Here is a 21,935-nt window from a genome sequence, read left to right as displayed (position 1 = left end):
CCGTTGACAACGTATCCGTCTGATAAATCAAAGCCTGCGTCGGATTTTCTCCACCATAGCGGTGGTTGAGATCCCGTAGCGGTCGTGCAGGGTTGGCAGCGCCCCCGCATCAAGGAACGCGTCCGGCAGTGCGACGGTATCGAAATCCACGTTCACGCGGTTGCGCATTAACAGCGACGCGACCGCCTCACACAGCCCGCCAACGCTGCTGTGGTTTTCCGCCACAATAACCAGCCGTCCCGGCTTCGCGGCCTGCGCCAGAATGGTCTCCTCATCCAGCGGCTTAATCGTGGGCGAGTGCAGTACCGCCACGCTGACGTTATCCTTACGCAGCTGCTTCGCCGCATCCAGCGCGCGCATGGTCATCAGCCCTGAGGCGATGATCAGGACATCGCTCCCCTCTTCCAGCAGCGTGGCTTTGCCTATTTTAAACTGGTAGTCGTACCGATCCAGCACCACCGGCACCTTACCGCGCAGCAGGCGCATATAGACCGGGCCATCGTGCGCCGCCATCGCCGGCACCGCCTGCTCGGTGTCTATCGCGTCACAGGGATCGAGAATCGTCATCCCCGGAATACCGCGCATAATCGCAATATCTTCCGTTGCCTGATGGCTCGGGCCGTAGCCGGTGGTCAGCCCCGGCAGCGCCGCGCAGATCTTCACGTTGAGGTGCTCTTCGGCAATCACCTGATGGATAAAGTCGTAGGCGCGGCGGGTGGCGAAGACGGCGTAGGTCGTGGCGAAGGGAATAAAGCCCTCTTTCGCCATGCCGCCCGCCGCCCCCATCAGCAGCTGCTCTGCCATACCCATCTGGAAGAATCGATTTGGGTAGGCCTGGGCAAAGATATGCAGATCGGTGTATTTGGACAGATCCGCCGTCATGCCGACCACCTCCGGGCGCTGTTCCGCCAGCTTTACCAGCGCGTGGCCAAACGGCGCGGCGCGCGTCTCCTGGCCTTCTTCCGCGATAGAGGCAATCATGGCCGACGTGGTTAAACGCGGTTTTTTCTCCGTAGTCTGGCTCATTACAGCACTCCTTCAGGTTTGTTGGCATCCAGCACGGCGAGTGCCTTTTGCCACTCGTCAGCATCCACGCGAATAAAATGGTTCTTGTCACGCTGTTCGAGGAACGGCACGCCCTTGCCCATCAGGGTGTCGCACAAAATGACGCGCGGCTGGTTTTCCGGGTAGCGCTTAGCGTTATCGAAGGCCACAACCAGCGCAGGAACGTCGTTGCCGTTTACCCGCTGCACGTACCAGCCGAAGGAGGTCCACTTATCCTCCAGCGGCTCAAAGCCGAGGATCGCGTGCGAATTGCCGTCGGCCTGCTGGCGGTTAATGTCCACCAGCACGATCAGGTTCGACAGGCCATGGTGCGCCGCCGACATGGCCGCTTCCCAGGTTGATCCTTCGTCAAGCTCACCGTCCGACATGGAGTTAACGACCCATGCCGCGCTCTGCCTGTGCTTCAGCCCCAGCGCCATGCCGACGCCGATGCTTAGCCCCTGCCCCAGCGAACCGCCGGAGATCTCCATGCCCGGCGTGTAGGTCGCCATGCCGGACATCGGCAGGCGGCTGTCGTCCGAACCGTAGGTTTCGAGTTCCTCTTCCGGAATAATTCCCGCTTCGATCAGCGCGGCATAACAGGCAATGGCGTAGTGGCCATGGGAGAGCAGAAAGCGGTCACGACCCTCCCACTCCGGCTCGTCCGGCCTGAGGTTCATACCGTGGGCAAACGCGGTGGCCAGCACGTCGGCATAGCCCAGCGCCTGCCCGATGTAGCCCTGACCCTGCACTTCGCCCATGCGCAGCGCGTAGCGGCGAATGCGCCAGGCCGCCGCGGCAACCTGCTGAACTGTGGTATCCGTCATCATCGTGTCTCCTTAATGGATCAGCATGCCGCCGTTCACGTCGAGCGTGATGCCGGTGGAGTAAGACGAGAGTTCGCTGCCGAGGAAGAGCGCGGCGCGGGCAATATCCTGCGCGTCGCCGAGGCGGTTAAGCGGAATGCCCGCCAGGATGGACGTTTTCATCTCATCGCTCAGCTTGCCTGCGGTGATGTCCGTCTGGATAAGCCCGGGCGTGATGCAGTTTACGCGCACGTTATCCGGCCCCAGCTCGCGGGCCATCGCTTTCGCCAGGCCCAGCACCCCCGCTTTCGCGGCGCTGTAGTGGGGGCCGCCAAAGATGCCGCCGCCGCGCTGGGCGGACACCGAAGAAATGCAGACGATGCTGCCCGACTTCTGCGCGCGCATCGTGGGGATTACCGCCTGGGACATCAGCAGCGTGCCGCGCAGGCTCACGTCCAGCACCGCATCGTAATTTTCGCGCTTAATATCCATCAGCCTGATGGGCTGAGTAATGCCGGCGTTATTCACCAGAATATCGATGCGCCCGTATTTGCCCAGCACCTGCTCAATGGCGGCGTTAACCTGTAATTCATTGCTGACGTTCGCCGCAAGACCCAGATGTTCATCGCCCAGATTCGCCGCCGCTGCCCGGCTGGCTTCGGCATCTAAATCAATAATCACCACCTTCGCGCCCTGCTCAGCATATATTTTAGCCGTGGCGAAACCCAAACCGCGTACGGAAGCCGCGCCGGTAATGACGGCGACTTTATCTTTCAGTAGCATATATTTACTCCATTCTGACAAGAGGGATTTAATGGCTTATTTCGGCTCTTCCAGCAGCATAATCATAATTAAGCCAATAGCCGCGCAAATACCGAAATAAATAAATACAGAATTAAAGCTGCCTGTTTTATCCAGCAGATAACCTGCCAGCATCGGGGAAACAAATCCGCCGAGATTACCGCCGCTATTGATAATGGACGCGGCAATCGGATAGGTTTTACCGTCCGCGACGGCCATGCCGTAGGCCGTAAAAGCAGGCCAGCCGATATTCAGACAGAGGCCCACAAAAAATAGCCCGACGCAAACCGCAACGGTGCTTTGCGGAATATTCAGCATGATGACCATCATTAAAACGGTGCTGATGGCGGTAAACATCATGGTCGGCTTACGCCGACGGCCGAGCAGTTTGTCGGATACGTAACCGCCAAAAATCGCCCCGATAAAGCCGCCGATGCACGGCATGCTGGCGACCAGCCCCATGCTCATAAACGTAAAGCCTTTCTCTTTCACCAGATAGAGCGGGATCCACGTCAGCAGGCCGTACAGCACGCTCACCATCATGAAATAGGCCAGACAGTCGCCGAGTATATTCTTCGAGGTAAACAGGCCTTTTACCGTGCTCACCGGGGCTAATTCCCGCACGCGAATCAGGCGATCGAGACGCGCAAACCTCGGTGAAATCACGATATTTTCCCGTCTGGCGTCCGTCGTCCCCTGCCCGGCGGTAATGGTCTCCAGCTCCGCTTTAGACACGAATGCGCTCTCGGACGGCCTGGTGCGCACCAGCAGATACCACGCAACGGCAATGACCAGGCCGGGGATCGCGAAGGAGAAAAAGACCCAGCGCCAGCCCCAGGTCATGGCGATCCACACCGCCAGCGGCGGCACGAGGATGGGCGCGAACATGGTGGCCGCGATGTAGACGCCGGTGGCGGTGGCCTTCTCCTTTGGTGGAAACCAGTTATTGATGGTGGAGGCCAGCCCGACGGGGCAAGGCCCCTCCGTTAACCCCAGCCCCAGACGAATAAACTTCAGCCCCAGAACCGAGGTTGCCGTGCCCATCAGCCAGGTAAACGCCGAGAAGCCGAATATCGACAGCGCCACCATGCCGCGAATACCCTTTTTGGCGATAAAAAAGCCCGCCGGAATTTGGCTCAGGGCATATCCCAAAAAGAACATGCTGGCGATGGCACCGGCTTCGAAATTATTAATATGAAATTCATCAATGATAAACGGCAGGACCGCACCAATATTTGTTCGGTCGGCATAGTTAATGGCATAAACAATAAAAATTAATGCCAGCACAACGAAACGGTAATTGGTTTTTTTAGCATTTATGTAGGGGACAGCTTGTTCTATACGAGACATAACTTACCTCATTATTCGAACAACGTGAGTCGTTTTAGTTTTGCGTTCAACGTCAATATATCGGCTCATGAATGAAACACCATTCAATAAACCTCATTTATTGCTGAGATAAATTTGATTCGCGATACAGCTCAAAAAAATAACATCGGCATAAAATTGCCCGCACGTCTTCTCAATGTTATGTTTTTTATCATTAAACATGACAGGAGCAGGCTATGCCCGCGCAGGATCGCCAGACGTTATCGTTGCCCTCGCTCAGAAATTTGCAGGCGTTCATTGCCGTTGCAAACGCATTGAGCATTCATCAGGCGGCGGAGCAGCTCAACGTCACCCCCTCCGCGGTCAGCCATCAGATCGCGTCGCTGGAGTCGTGGATGGGCAAGAAATTGTTCATCCGCAGCGGCAAAGGGGTTCAGCTCACCCCGACGGGAGAAAAATATCTGCGGGAGGTCTCGGCGGCGATGAGCGCCATCGGGCGCGCCACCGATCGGATCGTCAAAGAGAAAGATAATGCCGTGCTTCGCGTGCACTCCTCGCCCACCTTCGGGCTGTCATGGCTGTTGCGCCGCCTGGGCAAGTTCCGCGCCGAATATCCCGATATCACCATCAATCTCACCTGCTCCTATGAAAACCTGCAGTTCGCCAGAGACAATATCGACATTGATATCCGCCACGGCATTCCTGACTGGGATGCTTACCGGGTGATGACCATTAAAAACGACACGCTGGTGGTGCTGGCCTCGCCGGACTACGCGGAAAAACATCCCCTCAGTACGCCCGCCGATCTGCTGCAGCAGTCGCTCATCTCGTCCACCAGCACCCTGGTTAACTGGGAAAAATGGTTTGCCTGGCACAATATCGACAGTCCCTGGCTCAGCTTCAGCCTGAGCTTCGACCGCTCCTATATGAGCTTTGAAGCGGCACGCATGGGGCTGGGGTTTATCCTTGAGAGCAAAATGATGGCAACCGATCACCTGAAGGATGGTTCGCTGGTGCAGGTGCTGCCGGACGAGATGGGGATCGCCATTAACGCGCACCATCTGGTGATGCCGCACATGCATGAACGCGCGTGGAAGATCCAGCAGTTTGTCGAGTGGATTGACCGGGAGCTGCGGCTGTCGGGGTATCACCTGTAGGTCGGGTGGCGGCTTCGCCTTACCCGACCTGCAAAGTGCGGCCTGATGCCCTCACCCCAGCCCTCTCCCACAGGGAGAGGGAGAGGGAGAGGGAGAAATGCACGTCAACCCACAACGCCCCAGACAAGGTTGCCCTTATGGAACGTCGCGGTACACGGTGAAATGCGCGCCACGGCCTCGGCGGAACAGGAGGCATCCACCAGCACAAAGCTGGCGTCGTCCTGCGCTTTCGGCCATACGCGCTCGCCTTTGTCGTTCAGCGGCAGGACGTCGCCGGTGGCGATACCGAGCGCGCGGGAAAGCGTCTGCTCATTTGGGCGAACGTAGAGCTGGGCGTACAGATTGGCTTTCTCCAGCATGTCCCCCAGGCCGTACGGCGACCAGTGGTCAATCACGCTGTCGGTGCCGGTCATGACAAACACGCCCTTATCGCGCAGCTGCTTCAGCGGCATGTGCAGGGTGCCAATCGGCACGGTGGAGGCGATAGTCACCTGCTGCGCCGCCATGCGGGTGGCGATCTCGTCCACCTGCTGCTCGTTGAGCGTCGCCAGCGCGAAGGCGTGGCTGATGGTCAGCTTGCCCTTCAGTTCCGGCGTTTTCTCCACGGTTTCCACCATGTAATTTACCGCCGCCACGCCCGCCGGGCTGGTTTCGTGCAGGTGAATATCCACCCCTTTGTCGTAGTCCAGCGCAATCTGGAACATCAGGTCGAGGGATTTCTCCATCGCGCCGTCGACGTTCGTCGGATCGAGCCCGCCCACGTAGTGCGCTCCGGCCTGCATCGCGTCGCGCATCAGCTTTTCAGAGTTTGACAGCAGCAGGCCGTGCTGCGGAAACGCCACGATCTCGCAGTCAAACCCGGGCCTGCGGCGCGCCAGCACCGCCTGCAAATTTTCCAGGTTCTTCAGGCCGGAAACCGGCTCAATGTTGCAGTGGCTGCGGGCGACGGTTGAACCTTTCGACTGGATCAGGTCGATAAGCGCCTCCGCACGCTCCTGGGTGTAGGGCTGTAGCTCCGGGAGCAGCTTTTGCTCAAGGCGGATCATGTCCTGAATGGTGGTGCCCGCCGGGCGGTTAAGCGACCGCCACGGGCCGCCGTAGAAGGTTTTATCCAGATGGATGTGCATATCGCGCATCGCCGGGAGCATCAGCTTGCCGCCCGCGTCATAGTGCGGCAGCGCGGCGTCCGCGTGACCGTTGTTATCGCGCAGGGCGACAATTTTTCCGTCCTTAATCTCCAGCGTTTTCAGCTCGGTGCGGGTGCTCGTCGCCACGCCGCCGTCGACGTTAAACCCGGCCTCCAGCAGCACGTTGTCCAGGTAGTAGTGTTTAGCGGTGATGTTCATCGGTTTGCCGGTCTCGCAGGCTGGTTTTGCGGAGTCGGCAGCATACGCGACGGAGCCGGCCGCGCCAAACAGCGCGCAGGCGGTGACCATTTTGCCGCTCTGGCTGATAAACTCGCGGCGGCTTTTGTTTTCACTCATCTTATCTTCCTTCGTTAACGATATGGGTACCGGTTTCCCCGCGCAGCGCCGCGGGCAGGCAGTCCGGCGAGGTGATGATCACGCGCCTGCCGCCGTGGTGTAAAAATTCCAGCGAGGCGACGATTTTGGGCAGCATGCTGCCCGCCGGGAAGTGGCCCTCTTCTTTGTAACGCGTCATCTGCGCCACGCTCACCGCGTCCAGCGCCTGCTGGTTCGGCTTGCCGAAGTTGATGCACACTTTTTCAACCCCGGTAGTAATCACCAGCACGTCGGCGCGGATCTCGCGCGCCAGCAGCGCGGTGGAGAGATCTTTATCAATCACCGCGTCAACGCTCCGGTAGTCGCCCTGTTCGCCACGCACCACGGGAATGCCCCCACCGCCCGCGCCGATCACCACAAAGCCTTTTTGCGTGAGGGCCTTGATGGCATCGGCTTCGACAATGCGCAGCGGCTGCGGCGAGGCCACCACGCGGCGATAGCCCCGGCCGGAATCCTCAACAAAATGCCAGTCCGGGTGCGCCTGCTGCAGTTCATCGCGCTGCGCCTCGCTGAAGAACGCGCCGATCGGCTTTGTCGGGTGCGTGAAGCCGGGATCGTTTTTGTCCACCTCCACCTGCGTGACGACCGTGACCGCTTTTTGCTCCCCGCGCGCCGCCAGGCGGTTGTTGAGCGCCTGCTGGATCAGGTAGCCAATACCGCCCTGGGTGTCCGCGACGCAGTTCGCCAGCGGGGTCAGCGGCAGCCCTTCCCGCTCGTGGGCGATCTCGGCGCGGCGCAGATCCAGCCCCACCTGCGGGCCGTTGCCGTGGGTGAGCACGATGTCATAGTCCGAGGCCAGCATCTCAAGCACCGACTCTGCCACCGCCTTGACCGCCTGCGCCTGATGTTCAACCGACTGGCTGGCGTTGTCTTTGATGATGCTGTTGCCGCCAATGGCGACGACCATAAGCTCTTTCATACGTTTTCCTTCACCATGGTGCGGTATGTTCCCCTCACCCTAACCCTCTCCCCAAAGGGGAGAGGGGACGATAACACCCTCTCCCCTTTGGGGAGAGGGTTAGGGTGAGGGGCATTGTTTTAGGATTCAGAAACCGGTGCCGCAGCGCTCGCCGCTTCCCGGCTGTCGAGAAAATGCTTCACCACAAACATGCCGCCCATCATCAGGTAGGCCGTGACGAACATCAGCGAGCTGCCCTGCGCAAAGCCCACCACCGGCGCGTGGATCACGCCAAACAGCGCCAGCAGCGCCCCGCCGGCGGCAGCAACGGCCCCGCGCAGCGGTTTGTTGATGATGGCGAAGATGGCGATACACCCCCAGAGCATGCTGGCGAGCGGCGCGCCGTTGCCGAGATGCATCAGCCCCTCGTAGTAGATCCCTTTGCTGTGCAGCACGTCGGTGCCGATTTTCGCCGCGCTGGTGCCCGCCGCGCCCATCACGCTGTTCATCATGGTCAGCGCCCAGTTGGCGATCCACGGGAACAGGCAGATGAAGATGACCGGAACCTCGACTTTGGGCGTTTCCCGCACCACCTGGTTGGCGGTGACGACGCCGATAAACACCAGAATCGGCACGATGGCGGTCATTGGGATGATGGCGAGCATAAACGCCCCCAGCCCGAACAGCGGCACGATGAACATGGTCACGCCGGAGGCCAGCGTGTAGCCGATGCTGGCCCCCATCGCTTTCCAGCCGGGATGACCCACGTAGACCGTGACCGGGAACGGGTTGCCCATCAGGCAGCCGAGCATGGAAGCCAGGCCGTTTGCCAGCATCACCTTGCGGGTCGGGTACTCATCCCCCGCCGCGTGGGCGCTTTCAATGTTTTCCAGGTCAAAGATATAGTTCGCCAGCCCCAGCGGTACGGCGGACGCCAGGTACGGCAGCGCGTGCGGCAGGCCCTGCATAAAGCTGTCCACGTGGACTTCCGGCGGGTTAAAGCCGAAGGATGACATGGACGCTTTAATGGCATCCGGGCTTTGCAGGCCGGAGATCCACGCTAATGCCGTACCGGCAATCAGCAGCAGCAGGCCGGTCGGGATGCGGGCAAAGATTGGCTTTTTACCAAACCAGTTAATGAAGATCAGCAGCAGCACGATGAACGATACGGTGGGCGCCTCGAACGCCTGAAGCATCGGGTTCATCGCCAGCAGCAGCAGGCCAAGCCCGGACAGGCACGACAGCAGCACCGTGCGCGGGATCATCCTGCGGATGGTTTCCCCCAGGAACGAACCGCCCGCGAGGATCATCGCCTCCACGAAGCACCACACCAGTCCAATCTGAATCGCGAAATCCGCATCGCCGGTTTGCTGGTAGACGGGCATCAGAACCAGAAAGGTCACGGTAAAAATCGAGGGTGCGCTCGGGCCGGACGGCAGCGCGGTGACGTCCGTTCGTCCGGTGGCGCGCGCCATCTGCAGGCCAAACCACGCGTAGCACACGCTCGCCACCAGCACCGCCAGCCCGAAGGCCGGCGCGATGCGTCCATAAACAATCTCCTTCGGGATGCCGACGACAAAAATGAGCAACCCCATCATGGTCAGCAAATTGGTCAGGTTGTTGGTCATCAACCCGAAATATGCCGCCCAGTCACCTCTTTTCCACTCCAGCTTCATGTTTTTCATGGATGCATGCCTTATAAAAAGTAGCGATCGCGGAAGGTCAACAGCGCCTTTTCAAAACAGCTAAACGGCGGGTGAACGATGCCCGCCCCAATCATGCCGATGCCCGCGTCTTTATGGGCAATGGCGGTGTTGATGACCGGCAGAATGCCGCTCCCCGCCACTCTGGTGATGTCGATGGCGGTCGGAATGCCCATAAACGACAGCAGCGGAATGGTGACGTTCGGGTTTTCACCGAGGGTGATTTCGCGCATCTGGCGGGAGAAGTCGATGGCTTCCTCCACCGTGCCGCCCACCAGCGCAACGATCGCCGGCGCCGTCGCCATGGCAAAGCCGCCGATGCCGTAGGTTTCGGTGATGGCGCTGTCGCCGATGTCCAGACCGGAGTCTTCCGGCCTGTAGCCTGCGAACATGGGCCCAATCACCTGCTGCGCCGGGCCGGTGAACCACTGTCCCGGCAGGCCGGAAACGCGCAGGCCGAACTCGTAGCCGTTGCGCGCCATGGTGGTGACCACGGTGCTGTACTCGATGCCGTGGGCGGCATCCAGCGCGGCCTTACACATCGCCATCCACGTCGGGCCGGAGAAGTAGTCGCTGCTGGCGACAAACTCAAACACCTCGCGCTGCTGCGCCACCGGATAGCCCGCCTGGATCAGCCCCGGCGTCAGCGCCTGGATCAGCAGCGTGGTGCCCGCGTTGTTGCGGTTGTGGCATTCGTCACCCATGTGCAGCGCCTGCGCCAGCATCAGGCGCAGGTCGATTTCGCCGATAATCTTCATCGCGTCGCGCAGCATCGGGCCGAGCACGTCGCGCATCCAGTTCAGACGGTCGATAACGCTCTGGTCGTTGGCGCCCATGCGCAGGATCTTCGCCATCTGCTCGCTGAGGTTGGTGAACGCCCGGTTGCCGTAAGTTTTGTTCTCAACGATGTGCATAAACATCGACGCGGAGGTGACGCCCGCCATGGAGCCCACGCAGTCGTGCTCGTGGCACGGCGAGAAGGTGATGTTGCCTGAAGCCGCCAGCCTTGCGGCGTCCTCCAGATCCGTCGCCAGCCCTTCGAACACCAGCGCGCCGGTGACCGCGCCCTTCATTGCGCCGCACATGTTTTCCCAGGCGACGGGCGGACCGGCGTGGAGGATGGTGGTGCGGGTCATCCCAGGCACAACGTTAATCGCCTGGTCGAAGCCCACCAGCACCGGATGAGACTGAATGATGCGCTCAAGCGCGACCCTGTTAGCGGCGGCAATTTTTTCCGCCAGCGGTTTCTCTGCCAGCTGGTCGAGCGCCCCGACGACCTGCATGTTGCCCTGCCCCGGCGGCGTCCAGTCGAGCTGCGTCACGGGAACGTGCTGCTTTTTGAGATCGTCGCTGAACATTGCAATACCCACGTTAATCACGTTCAGCGGCTGGTTAAATAAGGTCGTCATTATGCTTTCTCCCCTTTGCAGACAAATTCGCGAGCCAGTAATCCGGTATTGGTGCTGCTGCTGGCCCAGATCACGCCGGCGTCGGTCAGCATCTGACACTGCTGCGCCAGCGACTGGGGATCCTGGTCGGTCCCCAGGACGTAGCCGAGGATCGCCAGCGGACGGTTATCGGCTTTCGCTATCGCCTGCGCCTCTTTGATGGCGTCGAGCATCACCCCCACCGGATCCTCATGTGCGCCAAAGCCGAGCACGAAGTCCATCACGATGACGCCCACCTGCGGATCGCGCGCCTCCTGCAGCAGGCGGCTGATGCGGTTGGTCGGGTCGATCATCGGGTGCGGTTTGCCGTTGGTGAAGTCGTCGTCACCAAAGTCGAGGAAGGTGTGGGCCTGGCTGACGCTGATGTCCTTCAGGCGCCTGGCCGGATCGGGCTGGATGTTGCTCCAGACGTCGTCGAATTTCGCAAGCGCCGCGAACATCGCTTCGTCGCACAGGGTGCCGCCGCAGAACAGGCCGCGAATGTACTTCTGCTGCGGCGTCAGGAGGGCGCGCACCTCTTCAACCAGCGGCCAGTTGAGCGGATGCAGGTCAAGGGACTCTTTTTTGATGCCGGTGAGCAGCACGGCCTTCAGGGCCGCCTCTTTGGTGCCGCGCGCAAACTGCAGGCCGTCTTCGTCGGCGCGCGGTTCGCTGCGCCCGAGGAAGCACACAACCACAGGCTTGCGGCAGGCGCGCGCGCGGGCCAGCACTTTTTCGGCCACGGCGGGCGCTGGCGGCTTAGAGATCAGAGCAATCACTCGCGTGCCCTCGTCCGCCTCCAGCATATCGATGGCGTCGAGCATCATCAGGCCGCCGATCTTCTCGCTGAGGTCGCGCCCGCCGGTGCCGATCAGCTGCGATACGCCGCCGCCGAACTCGTGGATGCGCACGCTCAGCTCCTGGCTGCCGGTGCCCGAGGCGCCGACAATCCCAATCGACCCGCGGCGCACCGCGTTGGCGAAGCAAAGCCCCGCCCCGTTGATAATGGCGGTGCCGCAGTCCGGCCCCATCAGCAGCAGCCCTTTCTCATGCGCCAGCTGCTTCAGCGCCAGCTCGTCGTCGAGCGAGACGTTATCGGAAAACAGCATCACGTTAAGATCGTTTTCCAGCGCCTGGCGCGCCTCGCGGGCGGCGAAGGTACCGTTCACTGAAATGACCGCGAGGTTTGCGTCAGGACGGTGGGTTTTGGCGCTGGCCACCGTGGCGTAGCGTGCCTCATGCGAGCCGCCGGACGCTTTGCGGGTAAACAGGGCTTCTATTTCAGCCAGCGTTTCGTCATTCGCCGCCTCACCCTTAATGACGATCATCAGGTCGCCGTTTTTCGCGTCCGCTAATTCCGGCGTTAACAGCCCGAGATTTTTTAATACGCCTTTGTTCATTTCCGTCGCCATGGCTACAAATGCCTGCTCGACGCCCGGCAATTTATTGGCTTTGGTGGAAACCGACATTAAGGAAACCGAATCGAAATACGTATTCTTTTTTATAACGATTTTGGTTGGCATTATTTTCACCTGTTTGAGGATAAAAGGGGGCCGCCGTCGCGCAAAATGCACGTCGGTTAAAATGCGTTTGTGATGAATGGCCAGCCGGAAAGGGCTGGCCGAATGCGTTATGCGCCCGCCGCCAGCAGCAGATCGGCTATCGCATCGAAGCCTTTTTCCCGCGCCAGTTCGAGCGGGGTTTTACCGTATTTATCGGTCATGTGCGGGTTCGCGCCGTGCTCCAGCAGCAGCTTCACAATCTCCTGCTGCTTCGCGCCGCCGTCGTTTAGCACAATGGCCTCCAGCAGCGGCGTCCAGCCCACAAAATTGGTGTGGTTGACGTTGATGTCGGTTTTTTCCAGCAGCTCACGCACGATTTCAACATGCCCTTTTTCACTGGCAGGCGTAATGCCCACGCCGCCGAAGCGCGTCAGGCGGTCAAGATCCGGATTCGCCGGAAGGACAATGCGCAGCAGGGTTAAATCATTGGTCAGGCAGCTAATCAGGAAGGGGTTAAAACAGGTCTGGTCCTGTTTATCAATATCCGCGCCGGCGGCAATTAAAAACTCCACACAGGCGTAATGCTTTTTAAGGCTGGCAATAATAATGGCGGTTCTTTTCTGGCGGCTGGTGGCGTTAATATCCACGCCATTATCCAGGCAGGCTTTTAGCGCGTCGATATTGCCCTCTTCTGCCGCCAGCAGAAATTCCGTCACCAGTGCGTTTGCAGACATATTCTGACTCCCAATGTTAACCTCTGATGACCTGAGAATAGCAACAGCCTGTTCATAAAAGAATCCGCTTAAAAATGATTCATCGACACGCAATTCATTGTTGAGGTAGATTCAACAGTCCGGCCAAAACGTGCGTCTGTGCAACCTTTTTCTTATGGTTTGCCGCTTTTTAGCGCCGCAGGCTGCAATATCCTTATGGCTAAAAAAGCCTTACATGGCGCGGCCCTGCGCAAATAGTCAGAACTGTGACCGGCTTCAAATGTGATGTAACGGCGTTGTTAAAATATGTTCAAAACTGATGGTAACCGGGAGCCGTAATATGAATTCCATCTTTACCGAAGAGAATCTGCTGGCCTTTACCACCGCGGCTCGTTTTGGCAGCTTTAGCAAAGCCGCCGCCGAGCTTGGCGTGACGACGTCCGCCATCAGTTACACCATTAAACGCATGGAGACCGGGCTGGACGTGGTGCTGTTTGTACGCAACACGCGCAGCATTGAGCTGACAGAGTCCGGCTTTTACTTTTACCGTAAGGCCACCGACCTGCTGAATGACTTCCACGCCATCAAACGCGGGATTGATACCATTTCACAGGGCATTGAGGCGAGAGTGCGCATCTGCATTAATCAGCTTTTGTATACGCCGCACCATACCGCGAGGCTGCTTCAGGTGCTGAAAAAACAGTTCCCCACCTGCCAGATCACGGTGACGACCGAGGTGTATAACGGCGTCTGGGATTCGATCATTAATAATCAGGCCAATATCGCCATTGGCGCGCCGGATACGCTGCTTGACGGCGGCGGCATCGATTACACCGAGATTGGGGCGATCCGCTGGGTATTTGCCATCGCCCCGACGCATCCGCTGGCCTTCGCCCCGGAGCCGATTTCCGAAAGCCAGCTGCGCCTGTATCCCAACATCATGGTTGAGGATACCGCGCATACCATCAACAAGAAGGTCGGCTGGCTGCTTCACGGGCAGGAGGCAATTCTCGTGCCGGACTTCAACACCAAATGCCAGTGTCAGATCCTGGGGGAAGGGATTGGATTTTTACCGGAGTATATGACGCGTGAGGCGGTGGAAGACGGCCTGCTGGTAACGCGGCGGATTAATAACCCGCGGCAGGATTCCCGCATGCTGCTCGCCACGCAGCATGCGGCGACCGGGCAGGTCACGCGCTGGATCAAACAGCAGTTTGGCCCGGAGGGCGTGCTGACCCGGATCTACGGTGATCTACTCTGGCGTACTTAGCTTTTGGTCTGAACCCAGAACGCGTGGATAAGACCCGGGAAGTAACCCAGAATGGTCAGAAGGATGTTCAGGATAAACGCCCAGCCCAGTCCCTTGCCAAGCAGAACGCCCAGCGGCGGGAGAATAATCGTAAAAACAACACGCCAAAAACCCATAAAGACTCCGTGCAAGCTAACCAATTGAAAATTATAAAAGACACTTCTCTAAGCGTAGCCAGTTTACCCGTCATCGCCATCTCTTTATTACCCTTTTACCCTCTTTTACGCTTTTGACACTGGCTTAACGGACGCCATTAGTTTAGCATTTACTTAATTAAGCAAATACTAAACAACCATGACTGAACTCGAACAACTTCAGGCCAGCGCCGGACAGGCCGCCACGCTACTGAAAGCCATGAGCAACCCGCGCAGGCTGCTGATCCTGTGCACGCTCTGCGGCGCGCCCGGAACCAGCGCGGGCGATCTGGCTCGCGCAACGGGGCTAAGCCCCTCCGCCACCTCTCAGCATCTGGCGCGCATGCGTGAAGAGGGGCTTATCGACAGCACCCGTGAAGCCCAGCGCATCCTGTATTCCATCAAAAACGATGCGGTGCACCAGCTGATAAGCACCCTGAAATCCCTCTATTGTCCGTAAGGAGCTGATATGTCTCTTCCTCTTATTTCGCCGCAGCAGGCAAACGCGCTTATCGCTGAGGGCGCAAGGCTAATTGATATTCGCGACGCCGACGAATATGCCCGCGAGCATATTCCGGCTGCGCGCTCTTTACCGCTGGACTCCCTGTCCGGCAGGCTAAACGCCGCGCCTGGTGAAACGGTAATCTTCCACTGCCAGTCCGGGGCCCGAACGGCTAACCATGCCGCACGGCTTGCGCAGGCGGCGTCGCCCGCTCAGGCCTTCGTGGTTGAGGGGGGTATTCAGGGCTGGAAACAGGCCGGTCTGCTGACCGTTGAAGACAAAACCCAGCCGCTGCCGCTGATGCGTCAGGTGCAGATCGCCGCCGGGCTGCTGATCCTCTGCGGCGTGGTGCTGGGATATGGCGTCTCCAGCCTCTTCTTCCTGCTGAGCGGTTTCGTGGGAGCCGGGCTGCTGTTCGCCGGCGTAACGGGCTTTTGCGGCATGGCGCGGCTGCTGAAGGTGATGCCGTGGAACCGTGGTACCTCGTAAGCAGTACCCGACAGATTAGACTGTACCCCGCTTCGGACGTGGGCTATGGTGAAGATCGTTATAACGATGAGGAGGTGCTATGTTTTCTGTCGGCGATTATGTCCAACCGCGTCAGGGTGGTCCGAAACTGAAGGTGCTCGAGGTAAATGGCGAAAGCATTGTGGCCGTGCAGGCCAGCAACGAACAGGGCGAGAAATATAACCTGAAAGCGGCAGACGTTGTTCTGTACACCGAAGAGGGTGATTTTGGCGTCTGCTAGGTCGATAGCCGGGCGGAATATACCGCCCGGATGATACTCAGATCAGGAAATCGTCCAGCGTTTTTCCGTTTGCCAGCGCGTTTGCAATTGGCTTCGGCGTACGCCCCTGACCGGTCCACGTTTTCTCTTCACCGTTAGCGTCAATAAAACGATATTTCGCCGCACGCGCTTTACGTTTTTTAGCCGGTTGACCCGCGTGAGCCAGCTCACCGCCCAGCAGATCGCTCGGAGAAATACCGTCAGCTTTCATCAGTTCCAGCAGAGCATTAATTTTATCCTGCTGTTCAGCGCGTTGACGCTCTAATTCAGCCTGCTCGCTGCGTTTTTCTTCAGTGACAATCCGGAATTTTTCCAGCACTTCTTCCAGAACATCCAGGGATAATTCACGCGCCAGCGCCCGGAGGGTGCGGATATTATTAAGATTCTGTAACGTTAAAGCCATAATAATGAGAAACCTTTCTTCGTGTGTATAACATAAATCAGGCAACAGAATAATTGATTTTTGCGCTGATATCTACCCACCCGCGCGTTTTGACATTATTGTAAATGGATTTAAATATCCGGTTAATATAATCCCGAAATATCTGCCGTTTTATTGCGGAATATACCGTTCTCCCTCTGACCGACGGGCCCTGTTTAAACCCGCCTGCAAATTAGCCTGTTCGCCATCGTGGCATAGGGATTTTACGCTGCCTTAACCAACGTAAACATCTGTTTTATAAACACAAACAAGCACAAGGGAAAGAAAATAACGAAGCGCGCAAAAAACAGGCATCTTTAGAGAATTTTGTGGACAAAGTGCCACGAAATAAAGATAAATCACTACTTGTTAGTTAAAAGCCAGAGAGATACGCTATACACTCAAAACAAACCAACCTAAAGCACTAAGCGCCGCGGGTAAAATGCCACTTTTTTTGTTCTGTTCGAGGAGTTCAGACATGTTCTCACCGCAGTCTCGCCTGCGCCATGCGGTAGCGGATACTTTCGCGATGGTAGTCTACTGTTCCGTCGTGAACATGCTGATTGAAATTTTCCTGTCGGGAATGTCCTTTGAGCAGTCTCTCTCGTCGCGCCTGGTCGCCATCCCGGTAAATATCATGATTGCCTGGCCGTACGGCTTATATCGCGACGCGGTTATGCGTTTCGCCCGGCGTATTAGCCCGGCTGGCTGGATAAAAAACCTGGCCGACGTGCTGGCTTACGTAACGTTCCAGTCCCCGGTGTACGTGGTTATTTTGCTGACGGTAGGCGCAGACTGGCATCAAATCGCCGCCGCGGTGAGTTCAAATATCGTGGTTTCAATGCTGATGGGTGCGGTGTACGGCTACTTTCTTGACTACTGCCGCCGCCTGTTTAAGGTCAGCCCCTACAGCCAGGCGAAAGCGTAAGGTGAGGCGACTGGCTCATGCCAGTCGCAAAATTACTGTACGTCGCCAAACAGTCCTTTCAGGAACCGCTCCAGCGCCATACGCGAGCTGAAACCGTGCGGAATACCATAATGCTCATGCGTCTCGCCGCCTAAATAGAGCGGAAATTGCTGATAATGATCGCAGGTTTTAATATCCGAGGCAGGCTCAGCAAATGACAGGCTTCTGTCTTTCAGTGTCGGGTGAATAATGAGAGCGGTACGCCCCATTCGTGCTTCACGGTTAACGTAAACATAATTCTCGCCACGGCGATATCCGTACGCTTTTGATGTTACCTCATCCATGGTGAAACCTTCTTTTTCAAGAACGCGCGCCACTTCATCGGGTCGTAAATACATATCTCTTCCTCGTTATCATTCCTGCCCGGCAACCTTACAGTATTCAGCATTAGCAGGGCTTTCAGAATATTCCATAAACTGCCCGATAAGCCGTGACTCGCTTCAGATATTACATTTCTGAACTAAACTAAACGGGAACACAAAATTATGGAGGATCGTATGTTTAACAGACCGAACCGAAACGATATTAACGACGACACTCAGGATATTCGTAACGATGTCAGCCAATTAGCGGACACGCTGGAAGCGGTGCTCAAATCCTGGGGTTCTGATGCGAAGGATGAAGCAGATGCCGCGAAACGTAAGGCTCAGTCTCTGCTGCGTGAAACGCGGGCACGGATGAACGGCCGTTCACGCACCACGCAGGCCGCCTGCGACATGGCCAGCTGCGCCACGACCTTTGTGCGTGAGAAACCGCTCTGTACGCTGGGCACGGTCGCGGCGGTGGGTATTTTTGTCGGCGCCCTGCTCAGCCTGCGTAAGTAAGCGTAAGCTTTCGGCCCCGGTCGCCCTAGGCGCCGGGGCTTTTCTTTGCCTGAAAGCCTGAAAAACCCGCGCAGCACGCCCTTCCCCGCCGTGCTCATCATTGGGGCTACATCAATCTGATTTTCCCATATCTTGTATGGTTGAATCTTATCTCAACTACATCTAGTATTTCCTTAAGCAAGACACACACGACATGACGCGTTTACTCGCGCCGATTTCTCATTCTAAATGGAAATACGAATCATGAGCATTATTATTTACACTCGTAACGATTGTGTTCAGTGCCACGCCACGAAGCGTGCAATGGAGAGCCGCGGCGTAGCCTTTGAGATGGTCAATCTCGATCAGGTGCCCGATGCGGCCGACATCCTGCGGGCGCAGGGCTTCCGTCAGCTTCCGGTCGTGGTTGCCGGTGACACCAGCTGGTCCGGCTTTCGCCCGGACATGATCAATCGCCTGAGCGCTCAGGCCACGCGTGCATGAGCGGGCTGGTCTACTTTTCCAGCAGCTCGGAAAACACGCTTCGGTTTATGGAGCGCCTCGGGCTGCCTGCGGTGCGCATTCCGCTGAACGAGCGGGAGCGTATTCGGGTAGACGAACCTTACATCCTGGTGGTGCCCAGCTACGGCGGCGGCGGCACGGCGGGAGCCGTTCCCCGTCAGGTGATCCGCTTTCTGAACGATCCCCATAACCGACGGCTGATTCGCGGCGTGATCGCGGCGGGCAATCGCAACTTCGGCGAGGCCTTTGCCCGCGCCGGGGATGTCATCTCTCAAAAATGCGGCGTGCCGTATCTCTATCGTTTTGAACTGATGGGGACACAGCAGGACGTAGAGAACGTGCGTAAAGGAGTAAACGAATTTTGGCAACGACAACCGCAGAACGCGTGATTCAGGCGACACCGGATTACCACGCGCTGAACGCGATGCTCAACCTCTATGACCGTGAGGGACGCATTCAGTTTGGTAAAGATCGTGAGGCGGTAGACGCCTTTATCGCCGCCCACGTCCGCCCGAACAGCGTGACCTTCGGCAGCCAGCAGGAGCGTCTCGACTATCTGGTTAAAGAGGGTTATTACGAGGAGCGGGTGTTAACCCGCTACGACCGCCCCTTCGTGGTGGCGCTGTTTGAGCGCGCTCACGCCAGCGGCTTTCGCTTCCAGACGTTTCTCGGCGCGTGGAAGTATTACACCAGCTACACCCTGAAAACCTTCGACGGCAAGCGCTATCTGGAAAGCTTTGAAGATCGCGTGGTCATGGTGGCGCTGACGCTGGCGCAGGGCGATGAAGCGCTGGCCGAAAGGCTGACGGAAGAGATGCTCTCCGGCCGCTTCCAGCCCGCCACGCCCACCTTCCTCAACGGTGGTAAAGCCCAGCGCGGTGAGCTGGTCTCCTGCTTCCTGCTGCGTATTGAAGACAATATGGAGTCGATTGGCCGCGCGGTGAACTCGGCGCTGCAGCTTTCCAAGCGCGGCGGCGGCGTGGCGTTTTTGCTTTCGAACCTGCGTGAAGCGGGCGCGCCGATCAAGCGCATCGAAAACCAGTCCTCGGGCGTGATCCCGGTGATGAAGATGCTGGAAGACGCCTTCTCTTATGCCAACCAGCTTGGCGCGCGCCAGGGCGCTGGCGCCGTTTATCTTCACGCCCACCACCCGGACATCCTGCGGTTTCTGGATACCAAACGCGAAAACGCCGACGAAAAAATCCGCATCAAAACCCTGTCGCTTGGCGTAGTAATCCCAGATATCACCTTTACGCTCGCCAAAGAGAATGCCGACATGGCGCTGTTCTCGCCGTATGACGTTGAGCGAATTTACGGCAAAGCGTTTGGCGACGTGGCGATAAGCGAGCTGTACGACGAGCTGGTTGCCGACGATCGCATTCGCAAAAAATACATCAACGCCCGGGATTTCTTCCAGACGCTGGCTGAAATTCAGTTTGAATCCGGCTATCCGTACATCATGTACGAGGACACGGTGAATCGCGCGAATCCGATTGCCGGGCGCATCAACATGAGCAACCTGTGTTCGGAGATTTTGCAGGTCAACAGCGCCTCCACCTATGACGAGAATCTGGACTACGCCGACATCGGCAAAGATATCTCCTGTAACCTCGGGTCGCTGAATATTGCCCACACCATGGATTCTCCCGATTTTGGCCGCACGGTGGAGACCGCCGTTCGCGGGCTGACGGCGGTCTCGGACATGAGCCACATCCGCAGCGTGCCGTCCATTGAGGCAGGCAACGCCGCGTCGCACGCCATCGGCCTTGGGCAGATGAACCTGCACGGCTATCTGGCGCGGGAGGGCATCGCCTACGGCAGCCCGGAAGGGCTCGATTTCACCAACTTCTATTTCTACGCCGTCACCTGGCACGCGCTGCACACCTCCATGATGCTGGCGCGCGAGCGCAACCAGCGTTTCGCCGGCTTTGAGCGGTCGCGCTACGCCAGCGGGGCGTATTTCAGCCAGTATCTGGAAGGCGACTGGCAGCCGAAAACCGAAAAGGTGCGCGAGCTGTTCGCCCGTGCGGGGATCGTTCTGCCGACGCGCGACATGTGGCTGCAGCTGCGTGACGACGTGATGCGCTACGGCATCTACAACCAGAACCTGCAGGCGGTGCCGCCCACCGGCTCGATCTCTTACATCAACCACGCCACGTCGAGCATTCACCCGATCGTGTCGAAAATTGAAATTCGTAAGGAAGGCAAAACCGGGCGCGTCTACTACCCCGCCCCGTTTATGACCAATGAGAACCTTGCGCTGTATCAGGACGCGTATGAAATCGGCCCGGAAAAAATCATCGATACCTACGCCGAGGCGACGAAGCACGTGGATCAGGGGCTGTCGCTGACGCTGTTCTTCCCGGATACCGCCACCACGCGGGATATCAACAGGGCGCAGATTTACGCCTGGAAGAAAGGCATCAAAACGCTGTACTACATTCGCCTGCGCCAGCTTGCGCTGGAAGGCACCGAAATTGAAGGCTGCGTGTCCTGCGCGCTGTAAGGAGAAAGGATGAAACTGTCACGCGTGAGCGCCGTTAACTGGAACAAGATTCAGGACGACAAAGATCTGGAGGTGTGGAACCGCCTCACCAGCAACTTTTGGCTGCCGGAAAAGGTGCCGCTTTCCAACGATATTCCGGCGTGGCAGACCCTCAGCCCCGCCGAGCAGCAGCTGACGATCCGCGTCTTTACCGGCCTGACCCTGCTGGACACCATTCAGAACACCGTGGGCGCGCCCGCGCTGATGAGCGATGCGCTGACGCCGCACGAAGAGGCGGTGATGTCGAATATCAGCTTCATGGAGGCAGTGCACGCCCGATCCTACAGCTCGATTTTCTCGACGCTGTGCCAGACCAGAGATGTTGATGCAGCCTACGCCTGGAGCGAGGAGAGCGCGTCGTTGCAGCGCAAGGCGGAGCTGGTGCTGGAATATTATCGGGCCGACGAGCCGCTGAAGAAGAAGATCGCCAGCGTGTTCCTGGAATCGTTTCTTTTCTATTCTGGCTTCTGGCTGCCAATGTACTGGTCGAGCCGGGGCAAGCTCACCAACACCGCCGATTTGATTCGCCTCATCATTCGGGATGAAGCGGTACACGGATACTATATCGGCTATAAGTACCAGAAAGGGCTGGAGAAAGTCAGCGACGCGAAGCGCGAGGAGCTGAAGGGTTTTGCCCTTGATTTGCTGATGGATCTGTACGACAACGAACTGCGCTATACCGACGAACTCTACGCCGGAACCGGCTGGGAAGAGGACGTGAAGGCGTTCCTCTGTTACAACGCCAATAAAGCGCTGATGAACCTCGGCTACGAGGCGCTGTTCCCGCCGGAAATGGCGGAGGTGAACCCGGCGATCCTGGCGGCGCTGTCGCCGAACGCCGACGAAAACCATGACTTCTTCTCCGGGTCCGGGTCGTCGTACGTGATGGGCAAAGCGGTGGAGACGGAAGACGAGGACTGGGATTTTTAATGAATGCATTAACGTTCATTAATTAAATATAAATCCCATTATTTCCACACCATTATTTCACCAGGCACTACACTGTAATTTACCCGTCATATTCGCCTGAATCACACCGATT

Annotated in this window: 24 protein-coding genes; 11 read left to right on the top strand and 13 right to left on the bottom strand. The window is 57.9% G+C overall.

Annotated elements, in window-relative coordinates; all coding sequences use genetic code 11:
* Positions 1-27: 27 nt before the first annotated feature.
* Genes IM304_RS15035 through IM304_RS15020 form a run of 4 tightly spaced genes read right to left on the bottom strand, consistent with a single transcriptional unit; the run spans position 28 to position 4,001 of the window.
* The gene (locus tag IM304_RS15035; RefSeq protein ID WP_193356675.1) at positions 28-1,026 is read right to left on the bottom strand and encodes a transketolase family protein; all 999 of its coding nucleotides are present in this window, start codon (positions 1,024-1,026) and stop codon (positions 28-30) included.
* Positions 1,026-1,871: a transketolase gene (locus IM304_RS15030; RefSeq protein WP_193356693.1), complete on the bottom strand. Its 846-nt coding sequence runs from the start codon at positions 1,869-1,871 to the stop codon at positions 1,026-1,028. Before IM304_RS15030 ends, IM304_RS15035 begins: the two co-directional genes overlap by 1 nt.
* Positions 1,872-1,883: 12 nt before the next feature.
* A complete protein-coding gene (locus IM304_RS15025; RefSeq protein WP_176609666.1) occupies positions 1,884-2,633 on the bottom strand; it encodes an SDR family NAD(P)-dependent oxidoreductase in 750 nt (249 codons plus the stop codon).
* Between the two features lie 36 nt (positions 2,634-2,669).
* A complete protein-coding gene (locus IM304_RS15020; protein ID WP_148421403.1) occupies positions 2,670-4,001 on the bottom strand; it encodes an MFS transporter in 1,332 nt (443 codons plus the stop codon).
* 215 nt (positions 4,002-4,216) lie between these two features.
* Here IM304_RS15020 and IM304_RS15015 point away from each other — a divergent pair, with 215 nt between their 5' ends.
* Positions 4,217-5,137, top strand: a complete 921-nt coding sequence (locus IM304_RS15015) for a LysR substrate-binding domain-containing protein (protein WP_148421401.1) — start codon at positions 4,217-4,219, stop codon at positions 5,135-5,137.
* 104 nt (positions 5,138-5,241) lie between these two features.
* On the opposite strand, the gene IM304_RS15010 is transcribed toward IM304_RS15015, so the two are convergent.
* The 6 genes from IM304_RS15010 to IM304_RS14985 all read right to left on the bottom strand — a co-directional run bounded on the left by IM304_RS15010 (position 5,242) and on the right by IM304_RS14985 (position 12,924).
* The gene (locus tag IM304_RS15010) at positions 5,242-6,621 is read right to left on the bottom strand and encodes an amidohydrolase family protein (RefSeq protein ID WP_193356676.1); all 1,380 of its coding nucleotides are present in this window, start codon (positions 6,619-6,621) and stop codon (positions 5,242-5,244) included.
* A gap of 1 nt (position 6,622) precedes the next feature.
* A complete protein-coding gene (locus IM304_RS15005) occupies positions 6,623-7,579 on the bottom strand; it encodes a carbamate kinase family protein (protein ID WP_193356677.1) in 957 nt (318 codons plus the stop codon).
* 119 nt (positions 7,580-7,698) lie between these two features.
* Positions 7,699-9,243 (bottom strand): xanthine permease, encoded by a 1,545-nt coding sequence (locus IM304_RS15000; protein ID WP_193356678.1) that lies wholly within the window; start codon positions 9,241-9,243, stop codon positions 7,699-7,701.
* An 11-nt stretch (positions 9,244-9,254) separates the two neighbouring features.
* Positions 9,255-10,670, bottom strand: coding sequence for a DUF1116 domain-containing protein (locus IM304_RS14995; RefSeq protein WP_193356679.1), 1,416 nt, complete (start codon positions 10,668-10,670; stop codon positions 9,255-9,257).
* Positions 10,670-12,211 carry an acyl-CoA synthetase FdrA gene (gene fdrA / locus IM304_RS14990; RefSeq protein WP_193356680.1) on the bottom strand — a complete coding sequence of 514 codons (1,542 nt, stop codon included), beginning with the start codon at positions 12,209-12,211 and terminating at the stop codon, positions 10,670-10,672. The genes IM304_RS14995 and fdrA overlap by 1 nt, the downstream gene beginning before the upstream one ends.
* A 107-nt stretch (positions 12,212-12,318) precedes the next feature.
* A complete protein-coding gene (locus IM304_RS14985) occupies positions 12,319-12,924 on the bottom strand; it encodes an ankyrin repeat domain-containing protein (RefSeq protein ID WP_193356681.1) in 606 nt (201 codons plus the stop codon).
* A 319-nt stretch (positions 12,925-13,243) separates the two neighbouring features.
* On the opposite strand from IM304_RS14985, the gene IM304_RS14980 reads away from it, so the two are divergent.
* Positions 13,244-14,173, top strand: coding sequence for a LysR substrate-binding domain-containing protein (locus tag IM304_RS14980; RefSeq protein WP_193356682.1), 930 nt, complete (start codon positions 13,244-13,246; stop codon positions 14,171-14,173).
* On the opposite strand, the gene IM304_RS14975 is transcribed toward IM304_RS14980, so the two are convergent.
* The gene (locus tag IM304_RS14975; RefSeq protein ID WP_003862203.1) at positions 14,170-14,328 is read right to left on the bottom strand and encodes a YqaE/Pmp3 family membrane protein; all 159 of its coding nucleotides are present in this window, start codon (positions 14,326-14,328) and stop codon (positions 14,170-14,172) included. The two genes, IM304_RS14980 and IM304_RS14975, sit on opposite strands and share 4 nt — an antisense overlap.
* A 178-nt stretch (positions 14,329-14,506) precedes the next feature.
* On the opposite strand from IM304_RS14975, the gene IM304_RS14970 reads away from it, so the two are divergent.
* The 3 genes from IM304_RS14970 to IM304_RS14960 all read left to right on the top strand — a co-directional run bounded on the left by IM304_RS14970 (position 14,507) and on the right by IM304_RS14960 (position 15,596).
* Entirely contained in the window at positions 14,507-14,806 is a 300-nt protein-coding gene (locus IM304_RS14970) for a helix-turn-helix transcriptional regulator (RefSeq protein WP_148421387.1), read from the top strand.
* 9 nt (positions 14,807-14,815) lie between these two features.
* A complete protein-coding gene (locus IM304_RS14965) occupies positions 14,816-15,337 on the top strand; it encodes a rhodanese family protein (protein WP_176609657.1) in 522 nt (173 codons plus the stop codon).
* A gap of 79 nt (positions 15,338-15,416) precedes the next feature.
* Positions 15,417-15,596 (top strand): hypothetical protein, encoded by a 180-nt coding sequence (locus IM304_RS14960; RefSeq protein WP_148421383.1) that lies wholly within the window; start codon positions 15,417-15,419, stop codon positions 15,594-15,596.
* A 37-nt stretch (positions 15,597-15,633) separates the two neighbouring features.
* Here the strand turns inward: IM304_RS14960 and stpA are convergent, their stop codons facing one another.
* Positions 15,634-16,038 (bottom strand): DNA-binding protein StpA, encoded by a 405-nt coding sequence (gene stpA, locus IM304_RS14955; protein WP_193356683.1) that lies wholly within the window; start codon positions 16,036-16,038, stop codon positions 15,634-15,636.
* A 496-nt stretch (positions 16,039-16,534) separates the two neighbouring features.
* Here stpA and alaE point away from each other — a divergent pair, with 496 nt between their 5' ends.
* Positions 16,535-16,984 (top strand): L-alanine exporter AlaE, encoded by a 450-nt coding sequence (gene alaE / locus IM304_RS14950; RefSeq protein ID WP_148421379.1) that lies wholly within the window; start codon positions 16,535-16,537, stop codon positions 16,982-16,984.
* A 32-nt stretch (positions 16,985-17,016) separates the two neighbouring features.
* Here alaE and IM304_RS14945 read toward each other — a convergent pair whose 3' ends face one another.
* Entirely contained in the window at positions 17,017-17,361 is a 345-nt protein-coding gene (locus tag IM304_RS14945) for a DUF2002 family protein (RefSeq protein WP_006811693.1), read from the bottom strand.
* 159 nt (positions 17,362-17,520) lie between these two features.
* Between IM304_RS14945 and IM304_RS14940 the strand changes: the two genes are divergently transcribed.
* The 5 genes from IM304_RS14940 (at position 17,521) to nrdF (ending at position 21,823) form a co-directional block, all read left to right on the top strand.
* Positions 17,521-17,847 carry a DUF883 domain-containing protein gene (locus IM304_RS14940; protein ID WP_017382769.1) on the top strand — a complete coding sequence of 109 codons (327 nt, stop codon included), beginning with the start codon at positions 17,521-17,523 and terminating at the stop codon, positions 17,845-17,847.
* 243 nt (positions 17,848-18,090) lie between these two features.
* Positions 18,091-18,330, top strand: a complete 240-nt coding sequence (gene nrdH, locus IM304_RS14935; RefSeq protein WP_227009797.1) for a glutaredoxin-like protein NrdH — start codon at positions 18,091-18,093, stop codon at positions 18,328-18,330.
* Positions 18,327-18,737 (top strand): class Ib ribonucleoside-diphosphate reductase assembly flavoprotein NrdI, encoded by a 411-nt coding sequence (nrdI, locus tag IM304_RS14930; protein ID WP_148421376.1) that lies wholly within the window; start codon positions 18,327-18,329, stop codon positions 18,735-18,737. The genes nrdH and nrdI overlap by 4 nt, the downstream gene beginning before the upstream one ends.
* On the top strand, positions 18,710-20,854 hold the full coding sequence (nrdE, locus tag IM304_RS14925) for a class 1b ribonucleoside-diphosphate reductase subunit alpha (RefSeq protein ID WP_193356684.1): 2,145 nt from the start codon (positions 18,710-18,712) through the stop codon (positions 20,852-20,854). Before nrdI ends, nrdE begins: the two co-directional genes overlap by 28 nt.
* Before the next feature lie 9 nt (positions 20,855-20,863).
* Positions 20,864-21,823 carry a class 1b ribonucleoside-diphosphate reductase subunit beta gene (nrdF, locus tag IM304_RS14920; RefSeq protein WP_148421371.1) on the top strand — a complete coding sequence of 320 codons (960 nt, stop codon included), beginning with the start codon at positions 20,864-20,866 and terminating at the stop codon, positions 21,821-21,823.
* Positions 21,824-21,935: the final 112 nt, after the last annotated feature.

Source organism: Enterobacter cloacae complex sp. P40C2 (genome assembly GCF_014930695.1).
Lineage (GTDB): Bacteria > Pseudomonadota > Gammaproteobacteria > Enterobacterales > Enterobacteriaceae > Enterobacter > Enterobacter pasteurii.
The sequence above is the reverse complement of the archived record's forward strand: the minus strand, read 5'-3'. Positions and strand labels throughout refer to the sequence as shown.